The organism is uncultured Bradyrhizobium sp., from assembly GCF_947648125.1.
Lineage (GTDB): Bacteria > Pseudomonadota > Alphaproteobacteria > Rhizobiales > Xanthobacteraceae > Bradyrhizobium.
The window spans coordinates 240,243-260,164 of record NZ_CANSMR010000007.1 but is presented as its reverse complement, the minus strand read 5'-3'; the positions used below and the strand labels follow the sequence as shown (position 1 = coordinate 260,164).

Below are 19,922 nucleotides of genomic sequence, written 5' to 3'. Positions count from 1 at the left end.
ACGACGGGCCGGCTTACGGCCTGCGCAGCGCCCGCAGGCGGAGCCCGGCGGCAACGGCGAGCATGGCCGGCACCACGAAACTCGCCGGCACCCAGAAGGCGGCGCGCGCCATCGTGGCGTCCGCGATCGCAGCCGACAGGCCGCTGGCATTCGCGATCAGGCCTGCGATCGCCGCACCGAACGCAAAGCCCATCTGCTGGATGGTCGGCACCGACGAGGCCGCGACCACTTCGTCGCCAGCCTTGGCGCTGTCCATGATGCGATGAGCGACGAGCGGCCAGCACTGGCCGATACCGGCTCCCAGCATCGCGATCGCCATGACCAGCAGGATGATCGACGCCGCGCCGTCCGGACCGAGCAGCCCGATCGCGGCAAGGCTAGCTGCCATGATTGCAGGGCCGATCAGCATCAGGCGGTCCGCCCGGCGGGCCGACACGCCGGCCGTCAGCAGCGAGGCGGCGCTCCAGCCCAGCGAAGCGCAGGCGACGGTGAATCCGGCCGAAAGCGGATCGAAGCCATGCAGCTGCTGCAGGAACATCGGCACGTAGATTTGCAGCGGACTGAAAGTGATGCAGAGCAGCAGCGCGAGCCACAGCCCGACGCCGGTGCCGGTTCGCCAGGAGAACGCGTCGCTGGGCAGCAGCCGGGGCGACGCCAGACGATCGAGCCGCAGCATCGCGACAAACGAGACGATCGCCGTGACGATCAGGCCGAGCTTCAGCAAGGACGACCCAGCGGCGGAGGTCGCCGACGTCGCGGCGATGGCAAGGCAGATCAGCGCGACACGGCCGAGCGGCACGCGTGCCGACGATGCGCGCTGCGCCGCCGTGACCGGCGACAGCACGAAGAAGGCAGCGATCGCCAGCACGACGGCGGTTGCGGCGCTGGCGACAAAGGCGCCGCGCCAGCTGGCGAAATGCGCGAACATCCCGCCGACCAGCGGACCGATCAGCACCGACATGCTCCAGCTCGTCGACATCAGCGCGATCGTTCGCGACCACATGCGCTCCGGAAACGTACCGCGCACCAGCACATAGGCGACAGCAGCCTCCAGGCCGCCGCCGAATCCCTGGATCAGCCGGCCGGCCACGATCCAGCCCATCGCGGGGGCCAGCGAACACAGCACGGCGCCGACGCCGAAGATCGCAACGCCCACGCAGTAGACCTGCCGGGCGCCGAGCGCGGTGGAGAGCACGCCGACGCAACTCGCCGCGACGATCGAGGACGCCAGATAGGCGGTGGTCGGCCAGCTCAGCATGGCGACGCCGCCGAGTTCGCCGACGATCGACGGCAGCACCGTCGTCAGCATCAGCACGTTCATGGATTGCAGCAGCACACCGCCGAGCAGGATGGCCAGCGTCGGGATCCATTCGCGCTTGAGGAGGGATCGCCACCCCGCGCGGACGTCTTGTTGCTCCATGTCGGAGTTCTCCTTCCGGACTGGCGCCAAGGCAGTTGCACGCGGCGGCGATTTCCGGTTATTTTAGATAGCATCTTGTTTCTAAAATAGGTCAATGAGTCAAGACGACACGCGCAGCCAGGATCGCATCCTGTTCGAACTGAAGACGCGCGGCCCGCAGACGGCTGCCGGCATCGGCGCGCGCCTCGACATGACGCCTGCCGGCGCGCGCCAGCATCTGCTCAAGCTCGAAGCGGCGGGCCTCGTCGAAAGCGGCGATGAGCGCGAGGGACGCGGGCGGCCGCGGAAGTATTGGCGTCTGACGGCGCCGGGCCACGCGCGCTTCCCTGACCGTCATTCCGACCTCACGCTGGATCTGCTGCGGTCGATGCATGAGGTGTTTGGCGAGCGCGGCCTGGAGACGCTGATCGCGCACCGCGAACGCGCCGGCATCGCCGACTATCGGAAAGCGGTCGGAACCGAGGGCTCACTCCGACAGCGGCTCACGGCGCTCGCCCGGATCCGGAGCCGGGAAGGCTATATGGCGAGCGTGGTCAAGGACGCCGGCGGCTTCCTGCTGATCGAGAACCACTGCCCGATCTGCGCGGCGGCGGCAGCCTGTCAGGGCCTCTGCCGCTCCGAACTTGCGGTGTTTCGCGCCGTGCTGGGCAGCGATGTCGTGGTCGATCGCGTCGATCACATCCTTGCCGGTGCGCGGCGCTGCGCGTACCGGGTGATGCCGGCCGCGTAGGTCAGCTCGACGGCGTGCCCTGGCGCCACTGGCCGCCGGCGATCTTCGCGGCGGCGATCACGGCCTGGGTCCGGCTTTCGACGCCGAGCTTCTGCAGGATGGCCGAGACATGGGCCTTGATAGTCGCTTCGGAGACGCCGAGCTCGTAGGCGATCTGCTTGTTGAGCAGTCCCTCGGACAGCATCATCAGCACCCGTACCTGCTGCGGGGTCAGCGTCACCAGACGGTCGCGCAGCCGCGTCATGTCGGGATCGCCGGCCGCCGACAGATCGGTGTCCGGCGGAACCCAGACGTCGCCCTCCATCACCTTCATGATGGCGTCACGCAAGGTCTCGACGCCGAAGCGCTTGGGGATGAAACCGGAGGCGCCGAAATCGAGTGAGCGGCGGATGGTTCCGGCATCGTCACTGGCGGACACGATGACCACCGGAATCGCCGGATATTGCGCCCGCAGATAGATCAGGCCGGAGAATCCGCTGATCCCCGGCATGCTCAAATCGAGCAGGATCAGGTCGACTTCGGAGTCCCGTTCCAACAGCGCGGTCAGATCCTCGAAAGATCCGGCCTCGCTGATCGTGGCCGAACTCACGACGCTGGACACCGCCTGACGCAACGCATCGCGGAACAGCGGATGGTCGTCGGCGATGACAAGATGAGTATTGGCGGCAGCAGTCATCTCAGTCCCACAAGCGGGCTTTGGGAAGCCCGCGCCGTTCGGTTGTCGCCCGCGCGGCAGTATCACGCAAGCCCTTGATAATACCAGATGCCAACGCAGTTAACCCGCCGAGCTTGTGCGCCGCAATAGACGCACGCGGGGACGTTCGATCCGGCACTCACCTCTCAAGATAAGTTCAAGCGTGCAAAAGCCAAAAGTCTTATTGGGGCGGGTTTCACTGCGATGTTACCCTCGACTTAAGCCTAAGGCCCATTCGGGTCTGACCCGCCAGCCGGGGGCGAGCATGGCAGCAATAATTCGGGGGGAGCAATCCAGATGTCCACAATGACTGCAACTTCGGCGCGGCCCGCCGGCATGACGAAGGATGAGCGTTTCGTCATCCTGGCGTCGTCGCTCGGCACCGTGTTCGAGTGGTACGATTTCTATCTCTACGGTTCACTGGCCGGCATCATCGGCGCGCAGTTCTTCTCCGACTACCCCCCGGCAACCCGCGACATCTTCGCGTTGCTGGCCTTCGCCGCAGGCTTCCTGGTGCGTCCGTTCGGCGCCATCGTGTTCGGCCGGGTCGGCGACATCGTCGGCCGCAAATACACCTTCCTCGTCACCATCCTGATCATGGGCCTGTCGACCTTCATCGTCGGCCTGTTGCCCAGCGCCAAGACCATCGGCCTCGCGGCGCCGATCATCCTGATTTCGCTGCGCCTCCTGCAGGGCCTCGCGCTCGGCGGTGAGTATGGCGGTGCTGCGACCTACGTCGCCGAGCACGCGCCAAACGGCAGGCGCGGCTATTACACCTCGTTCATCCAGACCACGGCAACGCTCGGCCTGTTCCTGTCGCTGCTGGTGATCCTGTTCACCCGTTCGATCACCGGCGAGAAGGATTTCGCGGACTGGGGCTGGCGGATTCCGTTCCTGGTGTCGGTGCTGCTGCTCGGCATCTCGGTCTGGATCCGGCTGCGGCTGAATGAATCGCCGGTGTTCCAGCGCATGAAGGACGAGGGCAAGAGTTCAAAGGCGCCGCTGACGGAGGCCTTCGCCAACTGGGGCAACGCGAAGATCGTCCTCCTGGCGCTGCTCGGCGGCACCATGGGTCAGGGCGTGGTGTGGTACACCGGCCAGTTCTACGCGCTGTTCTTCCTGCAATCGATCCTCAAGGTCGACGGCTACACCGCGAACCTTCTGATCGCCTGGTCGTTGCTGTTTGGCACCGGGTTCTTCGTCGTGTTCGGTGCGCTGTCCGACCGGATCGGACGCAAGCCGATCATCCTGGCAGGCTGCGCGATCGCGGCACTGACCTTCATTCCGATCTTCAAGATGATCTCTTCCAACGCCAACCCGGCGCTGGAGAAGGCGATCGAATCGGCCAAGGTCGAGGTGGTTGCCGATCCCGCAGGCTGCGGCGACCTGTTCAACCCGGTCGGCACCCGCGTGTTCACCGCGCCCTGCGACACGGCCCGCGCCTTCCTCGCCCAATCGTCGGTCAAGTACTCGACGACGTATGGCGCGGCCGGCTCCGGCGTGAAGGTCGTCGTCAACGGCAAGGACGTCCCCTATGCCAACGCCAAGGACGGCAATGCGGCGATCACCGCCGCTGTGGCCGCCGCCGGCTATCCGAAGGCGGGCGACGCCGGCATCGTGAAGATGTCGCATCCGTTCGACATCTTCCGCCCGCAGGTCGCGGCCGTGATCGGCTTGCTGTTCATCCTGGTGATCTTCGTCACCATGGTGTACGGCCCGATTGCCGCGATGCTGGTCGAGTTGTTCCCGACCAAGATCCGCTACACTTCGATGTCGCTGCCCTATCACATTGGTAACGGCTGGTTCGGCGGGTTGTTGCCGGCGACGGCGTTCGCGATCGTGGCCTCAACCGGCGATATCTATGCCGGCCTCTGGTATCCGATTATCTTCGCGGCCATTACCGCGGTGGTCGGCCTGATCTTCCTGCCGGAGACCAAAAACGTAGACATCAGCAAGACCTGATCGGCTGACACCTTTCGATGAACCGGCCGCGGAGCGATCCGCGGCCGGTTTCATTTTTGCGCGCGATTTGCGATCAGTTTCTGGTCGCGCCGATGAATTGCAGCACAATCTCGCGCCGGTGCGGGTGGGCGCGATGCTCGATCAGATAGATGCCCTGCCAGGTGCCGAGCGCCATCTCGCCGTCGAGGACCGGGACCTGCAGCGAGGTTGCCGTCAGCATGGTCTTGATATGCGCCGGCATATCATCGGGACCTTCGGTGTCGTGACGCCAGCCGCCGTCCTCGGGCGCCGCGCGATCGAGCGCCGTCGTCAGATCGGCCAGCACCGTCGGATCGGCATTCTCCTGGATCGTCAGCGAGGCCGAGGTGTGACGGATGAACAGCGTCACCGCACCCTCGCCGGCGCGCACCTCACGCAGGAATTTTGCGACCTCGCGCGTGATGTCGGTGAACCCGGCGCCGGGCGTTTCGACCGTCAGGCGCGACGACACGATGCTGGTCGCCGCGACCGAGGATGGCGCCGAGCGCGACATTTGCTTCGATGAACTCATCCGCAGTCTCTCAACTCGTCGTCCCGGCCTAGTGCGCAATTGCGCACGGGGGCCGGGACCCATACTCCGCGGCCCTTCACGTTCAAAGACTCGGAGTGGATATCCTTTGTAACCAATACGCTTCGGTGGTTATGGGTCCCGGCTTTCGCCGGGACGACACCGTGGATGTTGCAAACGCCGCATCAAATCTTGCCACCATTGACGTCGCGCTGTACGCGGTTGGCCATCTCGATCAGCCGCCGCCAGGCCCGCTCCACGAACGACATCATGCGATCCATGTCGCGGTCGCTCGGCAGCGGGATCTCGATCTTGCGCTCGCCCTCGGCGACTTTCGGCTCAGCCTTCTTCAACGAATCCGATTTCGGCAACGCCTCGTCGGTCTTGGCCGATGGTGTGCGCGCTGCGAGCTCGCCTTTCAGCTTGTCATTGTCGGCTTGCAGGCGCCCGATCTCGGCATCGAGCGCCGCACGCTCGTCGGGCACCATGTAGCAGGCCCAGCCGGCGCTGGAATTGGTGCAGGTCGACACCGCGCCGGTGCGGGTGTCGAGCCGCAGGAAGCCATCGCCGGCCGGCGACAACGCGTAGCGGCCGTTCTCGGTATCGGGCGCAGTTTGCGCGAGCGCGGCACCGCTTGAGATCAGGATGGCAACAATTGCGATGGACAATTTCGAGGACGACATCGCGATGGGCATGGCTTGCTCCGCCTCAACCAGATTCCTGCCCCTAGACCACAGAGCTATAGGGCTCGCGGCCTGACTTCAACGCGTCCTCGAGCAATTCGATCCGGTCCTGCCCCCAGAACACCTCGCCATCGAGCACATAGCCGGGCGAGCCGAACACGCCGGCGTCCAATGCAGTCTGGCGATTCTGCTCATAGGCCGCGCTGATCGCATCCGAGCCCGAGCGCTCCACCAGCTGCCGGCCGGGCAAGCCTGCATCGTCGGCGAGTTTCACCAGCGTCGCAGCATCGGCAAGGTTGAGCTCAAGCTCCCACACAGCAGGATAGGCGCGTTGCAAAAACGGCTCGGGATCGAGCCCGGCCTCGAGCATCGCGATGACGACGCCATCGGCAAGCCGCCCGTTGAACGGCCAGTTGGCCGGCTGCAGGTGAAAATTCAGCCCGCGCTTGTCGCGCCAGCGCTGCAACTCGATCATCCGGTAGCGCTGCCGCACCGGATGGCGCTGGGCGAGCGGCAGCCCGCCGGTCTCCGAGAACAGATCGACCAGCAGCACGGGCCGGTAATTTACCTTGAGATCGTAAGTGTTTACGAGCCGAACGAAGGGCTTGTGACCGATATAGGCCCAGGGCGATTGCAGCGAGAAGTAGTAATCGATCTGGCGTGACATGCGGAACCTTGACTGCGCGAGAGGATGAGGACTTTCGGTGATCCCAGCAGAGCCGGAAATGCCAGGCAACATCACTTCACAGCATACAAGCTGTTGCACTGCGAACACTGCGTCACTCTGACCTTGAATATCTCCAAATAAATCCAGTAGAATCAAAGCAATAACTGGTTACGACGCAATCTTGACTTGATTAGACGCGGTAAGTATGGTCCGCGCGGCTTTTGACGGGGACGGGCGCAATTTCCATCATCCGCGGCATCGGTTAGTGTTTGCAGCATGGCTGAGAACACCAACGACGGCGCAGATGGAAGTCGCGATCAATCGCCTCCTGACGAAGCTGCGCTTTCCGCAAGGCTCGGAAGTCTCGATCATCGGTTGTCAGAAATTCGCGACAGCCGCAGGAGCAAGACTGATCAATCCGGTACTGAAAGCGGGGACAGTGCCGCCAGAGCTTCGGCGATGGCGCTCGGTTTTCGTCTTTCCTCGGAGCTGATCGCGGGCGTTGCCGTCGGAGCGGCGATTGGCTGGGGGTTCGACCGTTTGCTGTCGACGTCGCCATTCGGCTTCATCGTGTTAACGCTGCTCGGCTTCGTCGCCGGCGTAGTCAACGTGGTGAGGTCCGCGGGCGTGGCCTCGGGCAAGCGCTGAGCGCTGGCGGGAAGTCACGACATTTGAAATTCGATTACCGGCACGATGGCCGGTGGACCAAGAGCCGCGCGGATGAAAATCGACCCGATCCACCAGTTCAATATCGAGCCCCTCTTCACGCTCGGCCACATCGGCAATCACACGATCGCCTTCACCAATTCGTCGCTCTTCATGCTCATCGCGGTGCTGCTGATCGCGCTCTTGATGCTGGCGAGCGGCCGGGACCTGGTTCCGGGACGGCTGCAGTCGGTCGCTGAAATCTCCTACGAATTCGTCGCGTCGACGATTCGCAGCACGGCCGGCTCGGAAGGCATGAAGTTCTTCCCGCTGATCTTCTCGCTCTTCATGTTCCTGTGCGTCTCGAACCTGGTCGGCGTGATCCCCTACACCTTCACGATCGCTAGCCACCTGATCGTCACCGCGGCGCTGGCGCTGCTCGTATTCTTCACCGTGCTGATCTACGGCCTCTACAAGAACGGCCTGAAATTCTTCAGCATCTTCGTCCCCTCCGGCGTTCCGATCTACATCCTGCCGCTGGTCATGTTCATCGAGATCCTGTCGTTCTTCCTGCGGCCGGTCTCGCATAGCGTTCGTCTGTTCGCCAACATGCTGGCCGGCCACATCGCGCTCAAGGTGTTCGCGGGCTTTGTCGCGATGCTCGGCTTCTCGCTCGGCGCGCTCGGCTGGTTCGGCGGCGTGCTGCCGCTGGCGCTCACGGTCGCACTGTACGCGCTCGAACTGCTGGTCGCATTCCTGCAGGCCTACGTGTTCGCGATCCTGACCTGCATCTACCTCAACGACGCCATTCATCCGGGACACTAAGCGGTCCGGGGAATCTCCACCCACCAATCTGTCTATCTTTCTCAAGGAGCTACAAATGGAACCGGCAGCAGCAAAACTTATCGGCGCGGGCATCGCGTGCATCGGCATGGGCGGTGCGGGCGTCGGCGTGGGCATCATCTTCGGCAACTACCTCGCCGCTGCGGTGCGTAACCCGTCGGCCGCTCAGGGCCAGTTCGGCAACCTGATCTTCGGCTTCGCCGTGACCGAAGCGCTCGGCATCTTCTCGCTGCTGATCGCGCTGCTTCTGCTGTTCGTTCCGCTCTGAGCGGCACCCCGGTTCCGCTTTAGCGGCAACCCGTCGCGCCGCCCAGAGGTCGTACCAAGGGCGGCGCGCATGACAGCAACAGGAGAACACCGTGGCTGAGAGTCATGGCGAGGCAAAAGGCCAGAATGCCGGCGCCCACACCGAGGCCGATGGCGGACATCACGGCGGAGCCTTTCCGCCGTTCGATTCCTCCAATTTCGCTTCGCAGCTGGTGTCGCTGGCGATTGCATTTGTCGCGCTCTATCTGATCGTGTCGCGTATCGCACTGCCGCGTGTCGGCGGGACGATCGATGCACGCCAGAACAAGATCGAGGGCGATCTGGCCGAGGCGCAGAAGCTGAAGGACGAGTCCGACGCGGCGCTGAAGGCCTATGAAACCGAGCTGGCGAATGCGCGCTCCAACGCGCAGGCGATCGGCAACGAGACCCGCGAGAAGCTGAACGCGGCCTCGGAAGCCGAGCGCAAGGCGCTGGAAGAGAAGCTGGCGGCAAAGCTCGCCGACGCCGAGAAGCAGATCGCAACGACCCGGACCAACGCCATGAGCAACGTCCGCGGCATCGCGGCGGATGCGGCCGGCGCCATCGTCCAGCAACTCGCCGGCGTCACGCCGGACGCGAATGCGGTCAACAGCGCCGTCGACGCGTCGCTGAAGGGATAGACGATGTTTTACGAACCGGAAACCTGGGTTGCCATCGCCTTCGTCATTCTGCTGGTCGTGTTCGGCTATCTCGGCGTCCATCGCACCCTGCTGACGGCGCTCGATCATCGTGCCGAGCGCATCAAGGCCGAGCTCGAGGACGCCCGCCGTCTGAAGGACGAGGCCAACAAGCTGCTCGGCGAATACAAGGCGCGCCGCGCCAGCGCGGAGCGCGAGGCCGCCGACATCATCTCCAGCGCCAAGGCCGAAGCCGAGCGGATCGCGGCTGAAGCCAAGACCAAGATGGAAGATTTTGTCGCCCGGCGGACCAAGACCGCCGAGAGCAAGATCGCCCAGGCCGAGGCGCAGGCCGTGGCCGATGTGCGCGCCGCCGCGGCCAACGCCGCCGTGACCGCCGCCTCGACCATCCTGTCGCAGTCGGTCAAGGGCTCGGTTGCCGACGAGCTCGTCGGCAAGGGCATCGCCGAAGTCCGCTCCAAGCTGAACTGACGCGATCACACGTCCTTCCGGAAAAGGCCGGCGCGAGATCATCGCGCCGGCCTTTTTCTTTGTTCCTGCTGCTTCTTTATTCTACCGGCCCCCGTCACGGCGGCAGCCGCTACTTCTTCTTGTGCGGCGCGCGGGGCTTGGGCTCCGGCTTCAGCGCCTGCGGATCGAAGCCGATATAGAAGACATAATCGTCGTTCTCCGCGGCCGACGGCGCCGGATAGACGACATCCTCGGCGACCAGGCTGAACGGCACGCTGCCGCTGTCGTCCATCTGCACCGTGGTGGTGTAGGCCTTGGTGGCGATGGTCTTCTCGCCGACGCCGCCCTTCACCACGGCGACGCGCAGCGGCACCTGGATGGTCGGCGGCGCGCCCTGGGGGCCGACGATGACGCGCCCCTGGATACCGATCTTGGCCGTGATCTGGCCGCTGTTCAGATTGCATTCCCGCGCCGTGCGCGTGATCGAGGCCAGGAATTTGACGTCGTTGCCGACCGCTTCCTTGCCGTCCACAGCGACCGAATAGGTCGAGGCCCCGGAGCGGATCTGCACCGGCGGGCAGGTTAGCCCGGCGTCGGCATCGTTGAGCGGCTGCGGCGCCGCTGGCGTCGCCGGCTTCGAATCCGACGAACCGCCGCCGAACAGGCTCTTGAAGCGGTCGCTCAGCGACTGCGCCGAGCCGGCCTCCGGCAGCAGGGTGGCACCGAGACCGATCGATACCGCCGCCGCGAGCGCGAACCTGATCACCCTGTCACCCATCAATACCCTCAAATCTCAAAACACGGTTCCCCGTTTCGCGGGCGTTATAGCAAGGCAATGGCGGCGAACCCAAGGCATCTAACAGGGCCTCCAGGAGGCGCCGGGCGGCGGGCCCGCCATCAGCCAACAGGCTTAAGATTCAACCGCGGAAATCCTCGTGCAGCAGGCCGAACAGCAGGTGGTCCTGCCAGATCCCGTTGATGCAGAGATAGCGCCGCGCCAGGCCCTCGCGGGTGAAGCCGCACTTCTCCAGCACGCGGATCGACGACGCATTGGAGGGAATGCAGGCCGCCTCGATGCGATGCAGGTTGAGCTCGCCGAACAGCGAGGGCAGCAGCACCCGCAGCGCCGTCGTCATGTAGCCGCGATGGGCGTGCGGCAGGCCGACCCAATAGCCGATCGTGCCGGCCTGCACGATACCGCGGCGGACATTGGCAAGCGTGATGCCGCCGATCATCACCCCGTCCGATTCGCGGAAGATGATGAACGGATAGGAGCGGTCGGCGGCGATATCCTCGCTGTAGCGGCGCAACCTACGGCGGAAGCCCGCGCGGGTCAGGTCGTCGGAGGGCCAGATCGGCTCCCATGGCGTGAGATAGGCGCGGCTGAACTCGCGCAATTGCGCCCATTGCGGGAAATCCGACATTTGCGGCGCACGCAGCAAAAGCCCGTGACCCCGCGGCATCAGTGCGGCCGGTCCACCAGACGGCAAACGAAACAGGGCCATGGCCCAACACTCCCCCGCCGGACTACTTCTCCCTCGCCCGCTCTTGCGGGGTCAAGACGAGCAAAGCTCGCTCTTGGAGGGTCGGGGTGAGGGCCCTTTCCGCAGCCTCAATCTGCGGCTCGACCCCTCACCCGAAGCCTTCGGCCATAGCCGAGGCTCCGCCTCGGCGTATGTCCGTCAACGGCCGCCGGTAGGCGGCCCATGCTCTCCCCGCAAGAGCGGGGCGAGGTCAGCTCAATCCCTAATGCAGCAGCGTCTTTGCCTTCGACTTCGTCAATCCTTCCGCAAAAGACACCGCCGTGTCCAGACCCCTGCCGCTGCCGAGTGCAACAACGGCGGGCCGGCTGCGCGACAGCAGCGCGCGGGCGGCGTTGCGGCTCGATTCGACGCTGACCGCGTCGATCCGTGCCACCAGCTCTTCCACCGTCTGCGGCCGGCCGTAGGCTAGCACATGGCGTGCCAGCTGCTCGGCCCGGGATGAACAGCTTTCCAGCGCCATCAACAGGCCGGCCTTCATCTGCGCCTTGGCGCGGGCGACCTCGGCCTCGGTCAGGGTCTCCACCGCGTCATTGATGACGTCGACGATGACTTCCATCATTTCCGGCGCGTCGGCGGGATCGGTCCCGGTGTAGAGGCCGAAAAAGCCGGTGTCGGTGTAGGGGGCGTGGAAGGTGTAGATCGAGTAGCACAGCCCGCGCTTCTCGCGCACCTCCTGGAACAGCCGCGACGACATCCCGCCGCCGAGCGTGTTGGTGAAGACCTGCAGCGAGAACAGCGACAGGTCGGTCTGCGGCACGCCCTCGAGCGCCAGCGTCAGATGCGCCTGCTCGAGATCGCGATGCACCACCCGCGAGCCGCCCTTGCCGAACATCGCAGGCTGCGGCGCCGGTGCCGGCGTGGCGTCGAAGCTGGCGAATTTCTGCGCCACGTCCTCGACGACGCGCTTGTGATCGACGGCGCCGGCGGCGGCGACCACCATGTCCGGCGCACGGTAATGCGTCGACAGATAGCCGCGCAGCGTGTCCCGGTTGAAGGCCTTCAGCGTCTTGGCGGTGCCGAGCAGCGAGCGCCCCATCGGCTGGTCCGGATAGCAGAGCTCGTTGAGGTGCTCGAACACGACGTCGTCGGGCGTATCCTGCGCCGCGCCGATCTCCTGCACGATGACGCTCTTCTCGCGCTCCAGCTCGTCCGGCACAAACGACGGATTGGCGAGGATGTCGGAGAGCACGTCGAGCGCCAGCGGCACGTCCGCCTTCATCACCCGCGCATAATAGGCCGTGGTCTCGGTCGAGGTCCCGGCATTGAGGTCGCCGCCGACCGCCTCGATCTCCTCGACGATCTCGCGCGAGGAGCGCCGCGCGGTGCCCTTGAACGCCATGTGCTCCAGGAGATGCGAGATGCCGTGCTCGTTCGGCTTCTCGTCGCGTCCGCCGACACCGGCCCAGACCCCAAGCGCCGCAGTCTCCAGATGCGGCATGGTATCCGTGACGACGGTCAGGCCGCTCGGCAACTTGGTGATTTCAACGCTCATCAGGCAACTCCCTGCTTGGCGGCACGGCTGACCGACAGCACGAAGCGCTCGACCTCGGCGGAATCATTTTTCATGACCGTCATGTGTTCGGATTTCGTCATCAGGCTTCCGAGCCAGGCCGGCAGCTGCGGACGCACCCCGCAGGCCGCCTCGACCGCGTCGGGGAATTTCGCCGCATGCGCGGTCGACAGCACGATGTTCGGGATCTTCGAATCCGAGGTGTCGCGGTCGGCGACCGCAAGCGCCACTGCGGTGTGCGGATCGACGAGATCGCCTGCCTCGCGCCAGGCGGCGCGGATCGCGGCCGCCGTCTCAGTCTCGTCGGCGCGGCCGGCGTCGAAATCGCGGCGCACCGCGGCCAGCGTCGCATCCGGCAGCACGAAGCGGCCGGACTGCTTCAGCGAGGCCATCAGACGGCGCACCTGGTCGGCGTCGCGGCCGCTCGCCTCGAACAGCAGCCGCTCGAAATTCGAGGACACCTGGATGTCCATCGACGGCGACGCCGTGGCGTGGACCTCGCGCACCTCGTAATTGCCGGTTTTCAGCGTGCGCGGCAGGATATCGTTGACGTTGGCGGCAATCCGCAGCCAGCGGATCGGCAGCCCCATGCGCTTCGCGACATAGCCAGCGAAGATGTCGCCGAAATTGCCGGTCGGCACCGTGAAATCCACGGTCCGCTGCGGCGCGCCGAGCGCAACCGCTGAGGTGAAATAATACACCACCTGCGCCACGATGCGCGCCCAGTTGATCGAGTTGACGCCCGACAGCGCCACCTGGTCGCGGAAGCGATGGTTGTTGAACATCTCCTTCACCAGCGCCTGGCAATCGTCGAACGTGCCTTCGATCGCCAGCGCGTGGACATTGGCGGCGCCGGTCGTCGTCATCATGCGGCGCTGCACTTCGGAGATGCGCCCGTTCGGGAACAGCACCACGAGATCGACATTGTCGAGATTGGCAAACGCCTCGACCGCGGCGCCGCCGGTATCGCCCGAGGTCGCGACCACGATGGTGGTGCGCTGCGCGCGCTTGGCCAGCACGTGATCCATCAGCCGCGAGATCAGCTGCATCGCGACGTCCTTGAACGCCAGCGTCGGCCCATGGAACAGCTCGAGCAGGAACTGGTTCGGCCCGACCTGGTCGAGCGGCACGACGGCGGGATGGCGGAAGGTGGCATAGGCCTCGTTCGCCATGCGGCCGAGCTCGGCGTCGGAAATCTCGCCGGCGACAAACGGCCGGATGATCTCGACCGCGACCTCCCAATAGGGACGACCGAAGAAGGCCGCGATGGTCTCGGGCGACAATTGCGGCCAGGTCTCGGGCACGTAAAGCCCGCCGTCACGGGCAAGCCCGGTCAGCATCACATCGCAGAAGCCAAGCGCCGGGGCCTCACCCCGGGTCGAAATGTACCGCGTCAAACCGCCCTCCAAAGGCTTCGATTAGAGCCTTAAGCCTTTGATATCATGGATTTATCGAGTTCACCGCATGCGACCCGATGTGGTTCACCATAGAAGATCGGACCGGCAATGGGTAGCCCGAAGCACGCGCGCCGGGGTCACGTGGAGTGGTGCGCGGCGTTGCCCGCGATCCACCGCCAGCGCCGCATTCACAACCGTCGTCCTGGCGAAAGCCAGGACCCATAACCACCGCAAGCGGTGATGAACGGGATGGTGGCCCCAACGTCGCGCAACAACAAGCAGTCGGGGTAATGGGTCCTGGCTTTCGCCAGGACGACGTTGAGTGTGTTGCACGATCCTGAGCAAGCCCGGTGTCATCACCCGCGAAAGCGCACGCGGGTGATCCAGTATTCGTCCCTAACCGCTCGGCGGCGCCAGCGGCTGCACGATCTCCTGGAACGGCGGCAGCGCTTCACAGCGCGCGGCGTGGGCCTTGAGCGCCGGATAGCGCACATCGAACAGATGTGGATGCGCCTCGCCGGTGAAGCGGAGCGCGCAGGCCACTGCGATATCGGCGTGACCAATGCGATCGCCCAGCCAATACGGCGACGGCACCGCCGCGCGCTCCCGCTCCAGCACCGCGAGCACGCCGGAAATCTGCGCCTCGCAACGCTCGACCCACAGCTTCAACTGCTCCTTGCGCAGCACGCGCTCGTAGACAAGGCTCACCGACTTGTCGGCGAGCCCGGTCGCCAGCGCCGTGATGCGCAGATGCCTGCGCCGCTCAGGCCCCGAGCGCGCGATCATCGCCCGCTCCGGCCCGACCAGCTCGTCGAGATGATCCAGGATCGCACCGCTCTCGATCAGCGCCTCGCCATCATCGAGCACCAGCGTCGGCACCCGCCGCACCGGATTGTAGGCCGCAACCTTCTCCGCATCGCCAAACGTCGACCACGGCTTGTGCTCGAACGACAATCCATAGAGCCGCAACGCGATCGCGGTGCGGCGGACAAAGGGCGAGTCGTACTGGCCGATCAAAAACATCCGTCATCTCGTCGGTCATGCCGCGGCAGGCCGTTGCCGCGAAAGCAGGGCTTTCGAAGGTCAGGCGGCCAAGCCGGGTCAGAGGTTGCACTTTGCACCATGGTAGATGAGCCGCACCGCATTGCAATATGGCGAGTCATTCCGGCAAGGCATTACGTGCTGTTGATTCTGCCGAGGCTACAGGTGGGTGCGGGATGATGCTTGATATTTCACGAAGGCGGGGCGCGACACCACGGCGCTATTCCTCAACCATGTTGATGAGCTCGCCTGACTCCATCAATAGCGCCACGGCCTGCTCCATATTCGCCCTTGTGATGGATTGAACTATCACCAGGTTCGGCTCGAAGAACACCCTGCCACGCTCGAGCTCGTCATTGATGGCTTGTGCAAGTCGTGCGGGGTCATAGAAATTCAGAGGGTACCGCTTCCCCGAAACATTGATCCGCGCCTGCGAAAACCAACCCTTTGCCTCGACTTCCCATTCGTAGTCTGCAAAGTCTACCGGTAGTTCCAGGGAAAAGTCAGGCATATGATTCCCTCCTACCCGATCACCGGCACATGCCGCGCCGCATCGCGCGGCAATTTGCCGGCGAGCCTGGGATCGTCGGCCACCTCGATCTGCCGCTTGAACGCACGGAAGCCGGAGCGCTGGTAGAACGCGATGGCGGAGGGATGGTCGAAGGTGCAGGTGTGCACCCAGACACGGCTGACGTCGCGCGACCAGGCGATCTCGAGCGCGCGGTTCATCAGGAAGCGTGCGGCGCCGGTGCCGATGAATTTTGCGGTGACGCCGAAATAGAGCAGCTGGCACCCACCCGGCTCGCTGAAATCGAGTTCGAGCAGGCCTTCATCCTGGCCGTCGACGACCAGCCCGTAGAGCTCGACGCCGGGCGCGTGAATCCGCCCGGCGAGATCGGCGTCATCGATGCCCGTGCGGGTGAACCACAGCCACTCCTCGCCGACGCGGCGGTAGAGATCGCGATACCAGTCGAGCGCGGGCGGCTCGACCTTGCGCAAGCGCCACGCACCGGGCGGATCGTCGCGCAGCGGCGGGCGCTCGGTCATTTCCAGATGTGTGACGACGGCGGCGACCGTGCCGCGGGGAATGTCGGAAGTGCCGTCGGGCAGCAGCATCGCGCAACCTTTTTTTTGCATTGTCGGCGCGACATATCCGCATGTCGCGGCAGATGCAATGCAACGCCGCGTAACAATGTTACCGATTTGTCAGTCGGTGCTTTGGCGAATCAGGTGCTCCATGTCGCAAGGCCACCGGAGCAACGACCGTGTCGCGCCATCACACACTGCCGCCGATCATCACTACGCCGCCGCCACCGAAGCCGAAGCCCATGCGGCGCCGGCGCGGCATTGGTTACGCGCAAGGTGCGCGTACGGCTGACGAGGCCGCAGATATCGAGGATGGTGCACCGGTGCGCAGCGCGCCGGTCGTTCCGCAGCATGCGCGACCGGTCGAGACCGTCGAGCCGCGCGCGCCGTCACCGAACGGCAAGCTCAGCGACGACACGCTGCGCGCGATGTTGGAGCTGCAGGAGAAGCAGACGGGGTTACCAGCCACACCCGCTGTCGCTCACTCGAGCGGATAGACCAGCTTGAACCCGTTTTGAGGAGGGCTCCCCATGCCCTCCCGCATTCCGTTAATTGCCAACCCACACATTGCCGTAAGAGTCGAAATCGTCCTTCGGCTTGTAGCCAGAATCGCGCAGGTTCCGCATATGCATCGCATGGTCGCTGACATCGCCGCTGAGACTGGCGTTGGCGTTGAGCACGGCAGGGCTCAGCGCTGTACCCATCACGAGGTGGCTATGGTGGGTCCGGTGTCCCGCCGTTCGTGCATCAGCAAGTGCCGCCGTGGAGAGAGAAGCAAGTGCGATCGAAACAAGAATGATTTTCGTCATGGCCAGCTCCTGTGAATTAACCAGTCGAGCTTTCAATCGCTTCCAGAAAATTCGTTCTCGCGCCGCATGTGAAAATCGCCACAGCGCGGCGTCGATCACGATCGATCAGACTAACAGGTGGAAGCCACCTCTTCTTGGACCCTCGCGCACAACGCAACGGGAAGTCCGTGCGCAAATCGCAAACGCTCGCTGCAAGAGATCCAGCCGCGTCGCCAGGTCGATGGCACAAAGTGAATAAAGTGAATTGTGGCGGACGGCCGCAGCGCTCGTTGGCATTCGCGCATGTGCGTCCCGCGTCGCGCTTCCGCCTTCAGGAGAAGCTGGAAAAGTCAGCGCGGCGCTTGCCACACACTCGCTGTCGTCCCTGCGAAAGCAGGGACGACAGCGGAGTTTGTGGCGCAGCCAGTGAGACCTAACCGCCTCTCACCGCGGCGTCAGCGCGATCGCCTCCGCGGTCGCGGCTTCCACCGCCGGGCGGCTGTAGAGCAGCGGCACATACTGGCCCGTCGCCCACAGCGGCGCTAGGTCGCGGTAGTGGCCGCTGAACGGATCGCCGGACTGGCCTGGTGTGTTGATGGTGCGGCTCGCATCCCAATTGCCGACATCGAGCACCATGCGGAACGAGGCGCCCGCGGTGAGATGATAGTCGGAGCGGCGATAGGTGGCGGCGCGCGGCACGTTGGCGGCGCCGCCATAGGCGAGCGGACCGACCGACATCTGCGCGGCAGTTGCCTTGTCGGCGAGCGGCATCAGCGCGTGATCGAACCTGGCGACATGCAGGCGGCCCCAGCGCCAGGTCGAGGCATCGGACCCGAGCTTGTCGGCGACGTCGGCAACAGCCGCGCCGAGGCTGTCGCGCAGCACGCGGTCGCGTTCGCGAGCGGGATCGCTGCCGAGCGCGGCATCCGGCTTTTCGAGATAATCGACGATGGCGGAGATGCTGGAAGCTTCCGGCGCGATCAGCTCGGCCGCTTTCGGAGCCGTGGTCTTGAGCAGCACCGGGCCGAGATGGTTCGCGATCCACACTTCGTAGACCGCGGCCGCAGCGCTGTCCTCAGTGTCGCGGGCGTCCCATGCCTTCAACAGATCGAGGCCCTTCTTCACATTGGCATCGTCGGACGACAGCGGCTTCAGCAACGCGACGAGGCGCCGCGCGAGCATGCCGGTGTCGTCGTTCTGCAACGCCATCGCGTCCGCCAGCGTCACCTTGCTGTTGGCTTGCAGCACCTCGACGATGCGCTGCCAGCGCGCGCTGTCGGACCATTCGAAGCCGACCCTGCGCTCATTGACCGGATAATCCGCCGGCAGGTTCATCTGGTTGGCGGTGGCGATGAAGCCCTGCTTCGGCTGGTACTGCTTCGGCAGCTCGTCGAGCGACAGAAATCCCTGCCACTCGTAGCGGCCGTCACCGGGCACCGGCATCAGGCCATCGAAGCTGGTGCGGCGCGGCGTCTTGCCGGCGGCGACCCAGCCGATATTGCCTGACGTGTCGGCATAGACCTGGTTCTCCGACGGCGCGCCCCAGCGCCGCATCGCGCCGAGGAAGCCAGTCCACGACTTCGCGGTCATGTAGTCGGACGAGCCGAAATAGGCCGAAGTACCCGGCTCGAACCAGATCGAGCGCACGGCGAACGCGTGCTTCTTGTCGGGGTCGACAAAGATCACCGGGCCATGGCGAGTGAACTTCAGCTCGAGGTCGCGGTCGGCCTCGCCCTTCACCGCCTCCTTCTCGTGCACGACGCGCATATCCTCCCAGCCGGTGCCGTAGCGATACTGGTTCGGATTGTCCGGGTTGAGCTCGTAGACGTAGAGGTCTTCCTGGTCGACGTTGAAGATGGTGAGGCCGAACGCGATGGTGTCGTTGTGGCCGATCGAGATGCCCGGCAGCGCCGGCTCGCCGGCGCCGATCACGGAGATGCCGGGCGCGTTGAGGCCGACGATGTAGCGCAGCGACGGCACCGAGTGCTCGCGATGCGGATCGTTGGCGAGGATCGGCCGTCCCGTCGCGGTGCGCGATGCTGCGATCACCCAGTTGTTGGAGCCGATGGTGTCGCGCTGTTGATCGGCCTCGGCGAGGAATTTGTCGGGATCATGCGCCAGTGCGGCCTTCTGGTCTTTCGGCGCGGCGAACTTCACCGGGCGCGTGGCAAGGTCATAGGCCGCGAGCACGCCCTTCGGCACGCTGCACGGATCGAGCCCGTCGGGAATCTTGGTGGTCCAGGTGGGCTCCAGCTTGACGCGGAAGCGATCGGCATCGAGGCCAGCGGCGCAGGCGACCAGCGCGCGCTTCACCTCGGAGGCGACGTTTCGGGTCAAGCCGTGGCTGCGGACCCGCACCACATCCTCCGCCGACCACAGGTCCGGCATGGTGCCCGCGATCCTGAACTCGATCGGCAGCGGCCGCTTGCCGGCCCTGACGTCGGCGACATAGGCGTTGACGCCGGCGACGAAGGCCTCGGCATAGGTTTTCGCCTTCGGGCCATAGGCGGCCCATTCCGCATTCATGTCGCCGCGGTAGAGGAACTGACGCAGCGCCTTGTCCTGCTCGGCATAGGCGGGGCCGAAATCCTTCGCCAAGAGACCGAGCCCGCGCTTGCGCCAGAGATCGATCTGCCAGAGCCGGTCGCGCGCGGCGTTGAAGCCCTGCAGAAAGAACAGGTCGTGCTCGTTGCCGGCATAGATATGCGGGATGCCCCAGACGTCGACCAGGATCTGGCCCGGCGCCTTCAGCCCGGCGACGTCGGTCTTGACCTCGCGCGCCGCCACAAGCGGGCTCGCCTTCTCGCGCGCCGCGGCAGGCGCGGCGAGCCACGCGGTGCAGAGCGCGGCGGTGAATAGTTTCGCGACGCGGTTGAGATCCGTGTTCATGTTGTTCTCCGATGGTTGTTATTGGTTATGAGACGCCTCCAGCCGCAGCGGCACTGCGCCCCCTCTCCCGCTTGCGGGGGAG

Annotated in this window: 22 protein-coding genes; 8 read left to right on the top strand and 14 right to left on the bottom strand. The window is 65.0% G+C overall.

The features are described from left to right. Window positions 1–13: 13 nt before the first annotated feature. Window positions 14–1,420 (bottom strand): MFS transporter, encoded by a 1,407-nt coding sequence (locus Q0030_RS15890; protein WP_298368633.1) that lies wholly within the window; start codon window positions 1,418–1,420, stop codon window positions 14–16. Window positions 1,421–1,514: 94 nt separating this feature from the next. Between Q0030_RS15890 and Q0030_RS15885 the strand changes: the two genes are divergently transcribed. Then, the gene (locus tag Q0030_RS15885) at window positions 1,515–2,150 is read left to right on the top strand and encodes a metalloregulator ArsR/SmtB family transcription factor (protein ID WP_298368631.1); all 636 of its coding nucleotides are present in this window, start codon (window positions 1,515–1,517) and stop codon (window positions 2,148–2,150) included. A 1-nt stretch (window position 2,151) separates the two neighbouring features. Here the strand turns inward: Q0030_RS15885 and Q0030_RS15880 are convergent, their stop codons facing one another. Continuing rightward, on the bottom strand, window positions 2,152–2,826 hold the full coding sequence (locus Q0030_RS15880) for a response regulator transcription factor (RefSeq protein ID WP_050630075.1): 675 nt from the start codon (window positions 2,824–2,826) through the stop codon (window positions 2,152–2,154). A gap of 354 nt (window positions 2,827–3,180) precedes the next feature. On the opposite strand from Q0030_RS15880, the gene Q0030_RS15875 reads away from it, so the two are divergent. Further along, the gene (locus Q0030_RS15875) at window positions 3,181–4,806 is read left to right on the top strand and encodes an MFS transporter (protein ID WP_298368822.1); all 1,626 of its coding nucleotides are present in this window, start codon (window positions 3,181–3,183) and stop codon (window positions 4,804–4,806) included. Window positions 4,807–4,879: 73 nt separating this feature from the next. On the opposite strand, the gene Q0030_RS15870 is transcribed toward Q0030_RS15875, so the two are convergent. From Q0030_RS15870 to Q0030_RS15860, 3 genes are all read right to left on the bottom strand, one after another. Next, window positions 4,880–5,356 (bottom strand): secondary thiamine-phosphate synthase enzyme YjbQ, encoded by a 477-nt coding sequence (locus Q0030_RS15870; protein ID WP_298368626.1) that lies wholly within the window; start codon window positions 5,354–5,356, stop codon window positions 4,880–4,882. A gap of 182 nt (window positions 5,357–5,538) precedes the next feature. After that, a complete protein-coding gene (locus tag Q0030_RS15865) occupies window positions 5,539–6,048 on the bottom strand; it encodes a hypothetical protein (protein ID WP_298368624.1) in 510 nt (169 codons plus the stop codon). Between the two features lie 31 nt (window positions 6,049–6,079). Beyond that, window positions 6,080–6,703, bottom strand: coding sequence for a 2-hydroxychromene-2-carboxylate isomerase (locus tag Q0030_RS15860; protein WP_298368622.1), 624 nt, complete (start codon window positions 6,701–6,703; stop codon window positions 6,080–6,082). 276 nt (window positions 6,704–6,979) lie between these two features. Here Q0030_RS15860 and Q0030_RS15855 point away from each other — a divergent pair, with 276 nt between their 5' ends. From Q0030_RS15855 to Q0030_RS15835, 5 genes are all read left to right on the top strand, one after another. Then, entirely contained in the window at window positions 6,980–7,351 is a 372-nt protein-coding gene (locus tag Q0030_RS15855; protein ID WP_050403125.1) for an AtpZ/AtpI family protein, read from the top strand. A 72-nt stretch (window positions 7,352–7,423) separates the two neighbouring features. Beyond that, complete coding sequence (locus Q0030_RS15850; protein WP_298368619.1) at window positions 7,424–8,173, top strand: F0F1 ATP synthase subunit A; 750 nt, start codon at window positions 7,424–7,426, stop codon at window positions 8,171–8,173. Between the two features lie 55 nt (window positions 8,174–8,228). Continuing rightward, the gene (locus tag Q0030_RS15845; protein WP_016847054.1) at window positions 8,229–8,459 is read left to right on the top strand and encodes a F0F1 ATP synthase subunit C; all 231 of its coding nucleotides are present in this window, start codon (window positions 8,229–8,231) and stop codon (window positions 8,457–8,459) included. A gap of 91 nt (window positions 8,460–8,550) precedes the next feature. After that, window positions 8,551–9,117 carry a F0F1 ATP synthase subunit B gene (locus Q0030_RS15840; RefSeq protein WP_097676593.1) on the top strand — a complete coding sequence of 189 codons (567 nt, stop codon included), beginning with the start codon at window positions 8,551–8,553 and terminating at the stop codon, window positions 9,115–9,117. Between the two features lie 3 nt (window positions 9,118–9,120). Then, the gene (locus tag Q0030_RS15835; RefSeq protein WP_298368615.1) at window positions 9,121–9,606 is read left to right on the top strand and encodes an ATP F0F1 synthase subunit B; all 486 of its coding nucleotides are present in this window, start codon (window positions 9,121–9,123) and stop codon (window positions 9,604–9,606) included. Window positions 9,607–9,715: 109 nt separating this feature from the next. On the opposite strand, the gene Q0030_RS15830 is transcribed toward Q0030_RS15835, so the two are convergent. The 7 genes from Q0030_RS15830 to Q0030_RS15800 form a co-directional block, all read right to left on the bottom strand. Then, window positions 9,716–10,363, bottom strand: coding sequence for a hypothetical protein (locus Q0030_RS15830; protein WP_298368613.1), 648 nt, complete (start codon window positions 10,361–10,363; stop codon window positions 9,716–9,718). A 139-nt stretch (window positions 10,364–10,502) separates the two neighbouring features. Then, window positions 10,503–11,090 (bottom strand): GNAT family protein, encoded by a 588-nt coding sequence (locus tag Q0030_RS15825; RefSeq protein WP_021076543.1) that lies wholly within the window; start codon window positions 11,088–11,090, stop codon window positions 10,503–10,505. Between the two features lie 241 nt (window positions 11,091–11,331). Then, window positions 11,332–12,621 (bottom strand): pitrilysin family protein, encoded by a 1,290-nt coding sequence (locus Q0030_RS15820; protein WP_298368610.1) that lies wholly within the window; start codon window positions 12,619–12,621, stop codon window positions 11,332–11,334. Beyond that, on the bottom strand, window positions 12,621–14,036 hold the full coding sequence (thrC, locus tag Q0030_RS15815) for a threonine synthase (protein WP_298368608.1): 1,416 nt from the start codon (window positions 14,034–14,036) through the stop codon (window positions 12,621–12,623). Before thrC ends, Q0030_RS15820 begins: the two co-directional genes overlap by 1 nt. Before the next feature lie 396 nt (window positions 14,037–14,432). Beyond that, the gene (locus tag Q0030_RS15810) at window positions 14,433–15,059 is read right to left on the bottom strand and encodes a glutathione S-transferase family protein (RefSeq protein ID WP_298368606.1); all 627 of its coding nucleotides are present in this window, start codon (window positions 15,057–15,059) and stop codon (window positions 14,433–14,435) included. A gap of 238 nt (window positions 15,060–15,297) precedes the next feature. Further along, window positions 15,298–15,588, bottom strand: coding sequence for a hypothetical protein (locus Q0030_RS15805; protein ID WP_298368604.1), 291 nt, complete (start codon window positions 15,586–15,588; stop codon window positions 15,298–15,300). 11 nt (window positions 15,589–15,599) lie between these two features. Next, a complete protein-coding gene (locus Q0030_RS15800; protein ID WP_298368819.1) occupies window positions 15,600–16,193 on the bottom strand; it encodes a GNAT family N-acetyltransferase in 594 nt (197 codons plus the stop codon). Between the two features lie 149 nt (window positions 16,194–16,342). Here Q0030_RS15800 and Q0030_RS15795 point away from each other — a divergent pair, with 149 nt between their 5' ends. Further along, window positions 16,343–16,660, top strand: a complete 318-nt coding sequence (locus Q0030_RS15795; RefSeq protein WP_298368602.1) for a hypothetical protein — start codon at window positions 16,343–16,345, stop codon at window positions 16,658–16,660. A 51-nt stretch (window positions 16,661–16,711) separates the two neighbouring features. Here the strand turns inward: Q0030_RS15795 and Q0030_RS15790 are convergent, their stop codons facing one another. Together Q0030_RS15790 and Q0030_RS15785 are read right to left on the bottom strand one after the other, a co-directional pair. Further along, window positions 16,712–17,071 carry a hypothetical protein gene (locus Q0030_RS15790; RefSeq protein WP_298368600.1) on the bottom strand — a complete coding sequence of 120 codons (360 nt, stop codon included), beginning with the start codon at window positions 17,069–17,071 and terminating at the stop codon, window positions 16,712–16,714. A gap of 324 nt (window positions 17,072–17,395) precedes the next feature. Continuing rightward, the gene (locus tag Q0030_RS15785) at window positions 17,396–19,840 is read right to left on the bottom strand and encodes a penicillin acylase family protein (RefSeq protein ID WP_298368597.1); all 2,445 of its coding nucleotides are present in this window, start codon (window positions 19,838–19,840) and stop codon (window positions 17,396–17,398) included. Window positions 19,841–19,922: the final 82 nt, after the last annotated feature.

Coding starts and splice junctions, on each gene's coding strand:
- Q0030_RS15820 (WP_298368610.1), bottom strand. CDS start 12,621: ATGAGCGTTGAAATCACCAAGTTGCCGAGCGGCCTGACCGTCGTCACG.
- Q0030_RS15825 (WP_021076543.1), bottom strand. CDS start 11,090: ATGGCCCTGTTTCGTTTGCCGTCTGGTGGACCGGCCGCACTGATGCCG.
- Q0030_RS15880 (WP_050630075.1), bottom strand. CDS start 2,826: ATGACTGCTGCCGCCAATACTCATCTTGTCATCGCCGACGACCATCCG.
- Q0030_RS15805 (WP_298368604.1), bottom strand. CDS start 15,588: ATGCCTGACTTTTCCCTGGAACTACCGGTAGACTTTGCAGACTACGAA.
- Q0030_RS15785 (WP_298368597.1), bottom strand. CDS start 19,840: ATGAACACGGATCTCAACCGCGTCGCGAAACTATTCACCGCCGCGCTC.
- Q0030_RS15830 (WP_298368613.1), bottom strand. CDS start 10,363: ATGGGTGACAGGGTGATCAGGTTCGCGCTCGCGGCGGCGGTATCGATC.
- Q0030_RS15800 (WP_298368819.1), bottom strand. CDS start 16,193: ATGCTGCTGCCCGACGGCACTTCCGACATTCCCCGCGGCACGGTCGCC.
- Q0030_RS15810 (WP_298368606.1), bottom strand. CDS start 15,059: ATGTTTTTGATCGGCCAGTACGACTCGCCCTTTGTCCGCCGCACCGCG.
- Q0030_RS15885 (WP_298368631.1), top strand. CDS start 1,515: ATGAGTCAAGACGACACGCGCAGCCAGGATCGCATCCTGTTCGAACTG.
- Q0030_RS15855 (WP_050403125.1), top strand. CDS start 6,980: ATGGCTGAGAACACCAACGACGGCGCAGATGGAAGTCGCGATCAATCG.
- Q0030_RS15845 (WP_016847054.1), top strand. CDS start 8,229: ATGGAACCGGCAGCAGCAAAACTTATCGGCGCGGGCATCGCGTGCATC.
- Q0030_RS15890 (WP_298368633.1), bottom strand. CDS start 1,420: ATGGAGCAACAAGACGTCCGCGCGGGGTGGCGATCCCTCCTCAAGCGC.
- Q0030_RS15870 (WP_298368626.1), bottom strand. CDS start 5,356: ATGAGTTCATCGAAGCAAATGTCGCGCTCGGCGCCATCCTCGGTCGCG.
- Q0030_RS15860 (WP_298368622.1), bottom strand. CDS start 6,703: ATGTCACGCCAGATCGATTACTACTTCTCGCTGCAATCGCCCTGGGCC.
- Q0030_RS15865 (WP_298368624.1), bottom strand. CDS start 6,048: ATGCCCATCGCGATGTCGTCCTCGAAATTGTCCATCGCAATTGTTGCC.
- Q0030_RS15850 (WP_298368619.1), top strand. CDS start 7,424: ATGAAAATCGACCCGATCCACCAGTTCAATATCGAGCCCCTCTTCACG.
- Q0030_RS15875 (WP_298368822.1), top strand. CDS start 3,181: ATGACGAAGGATGAGCGTTTCGTCATCCTGGCGTCGTCGCTCGGCACC.
- Q0030_RS15835 (WP_298368615.1), top strand. CDS start 9,121: ATGTTTTACGAACCGGAAACCTGGGTTGCCATCGCCTTCGTCATTCTG.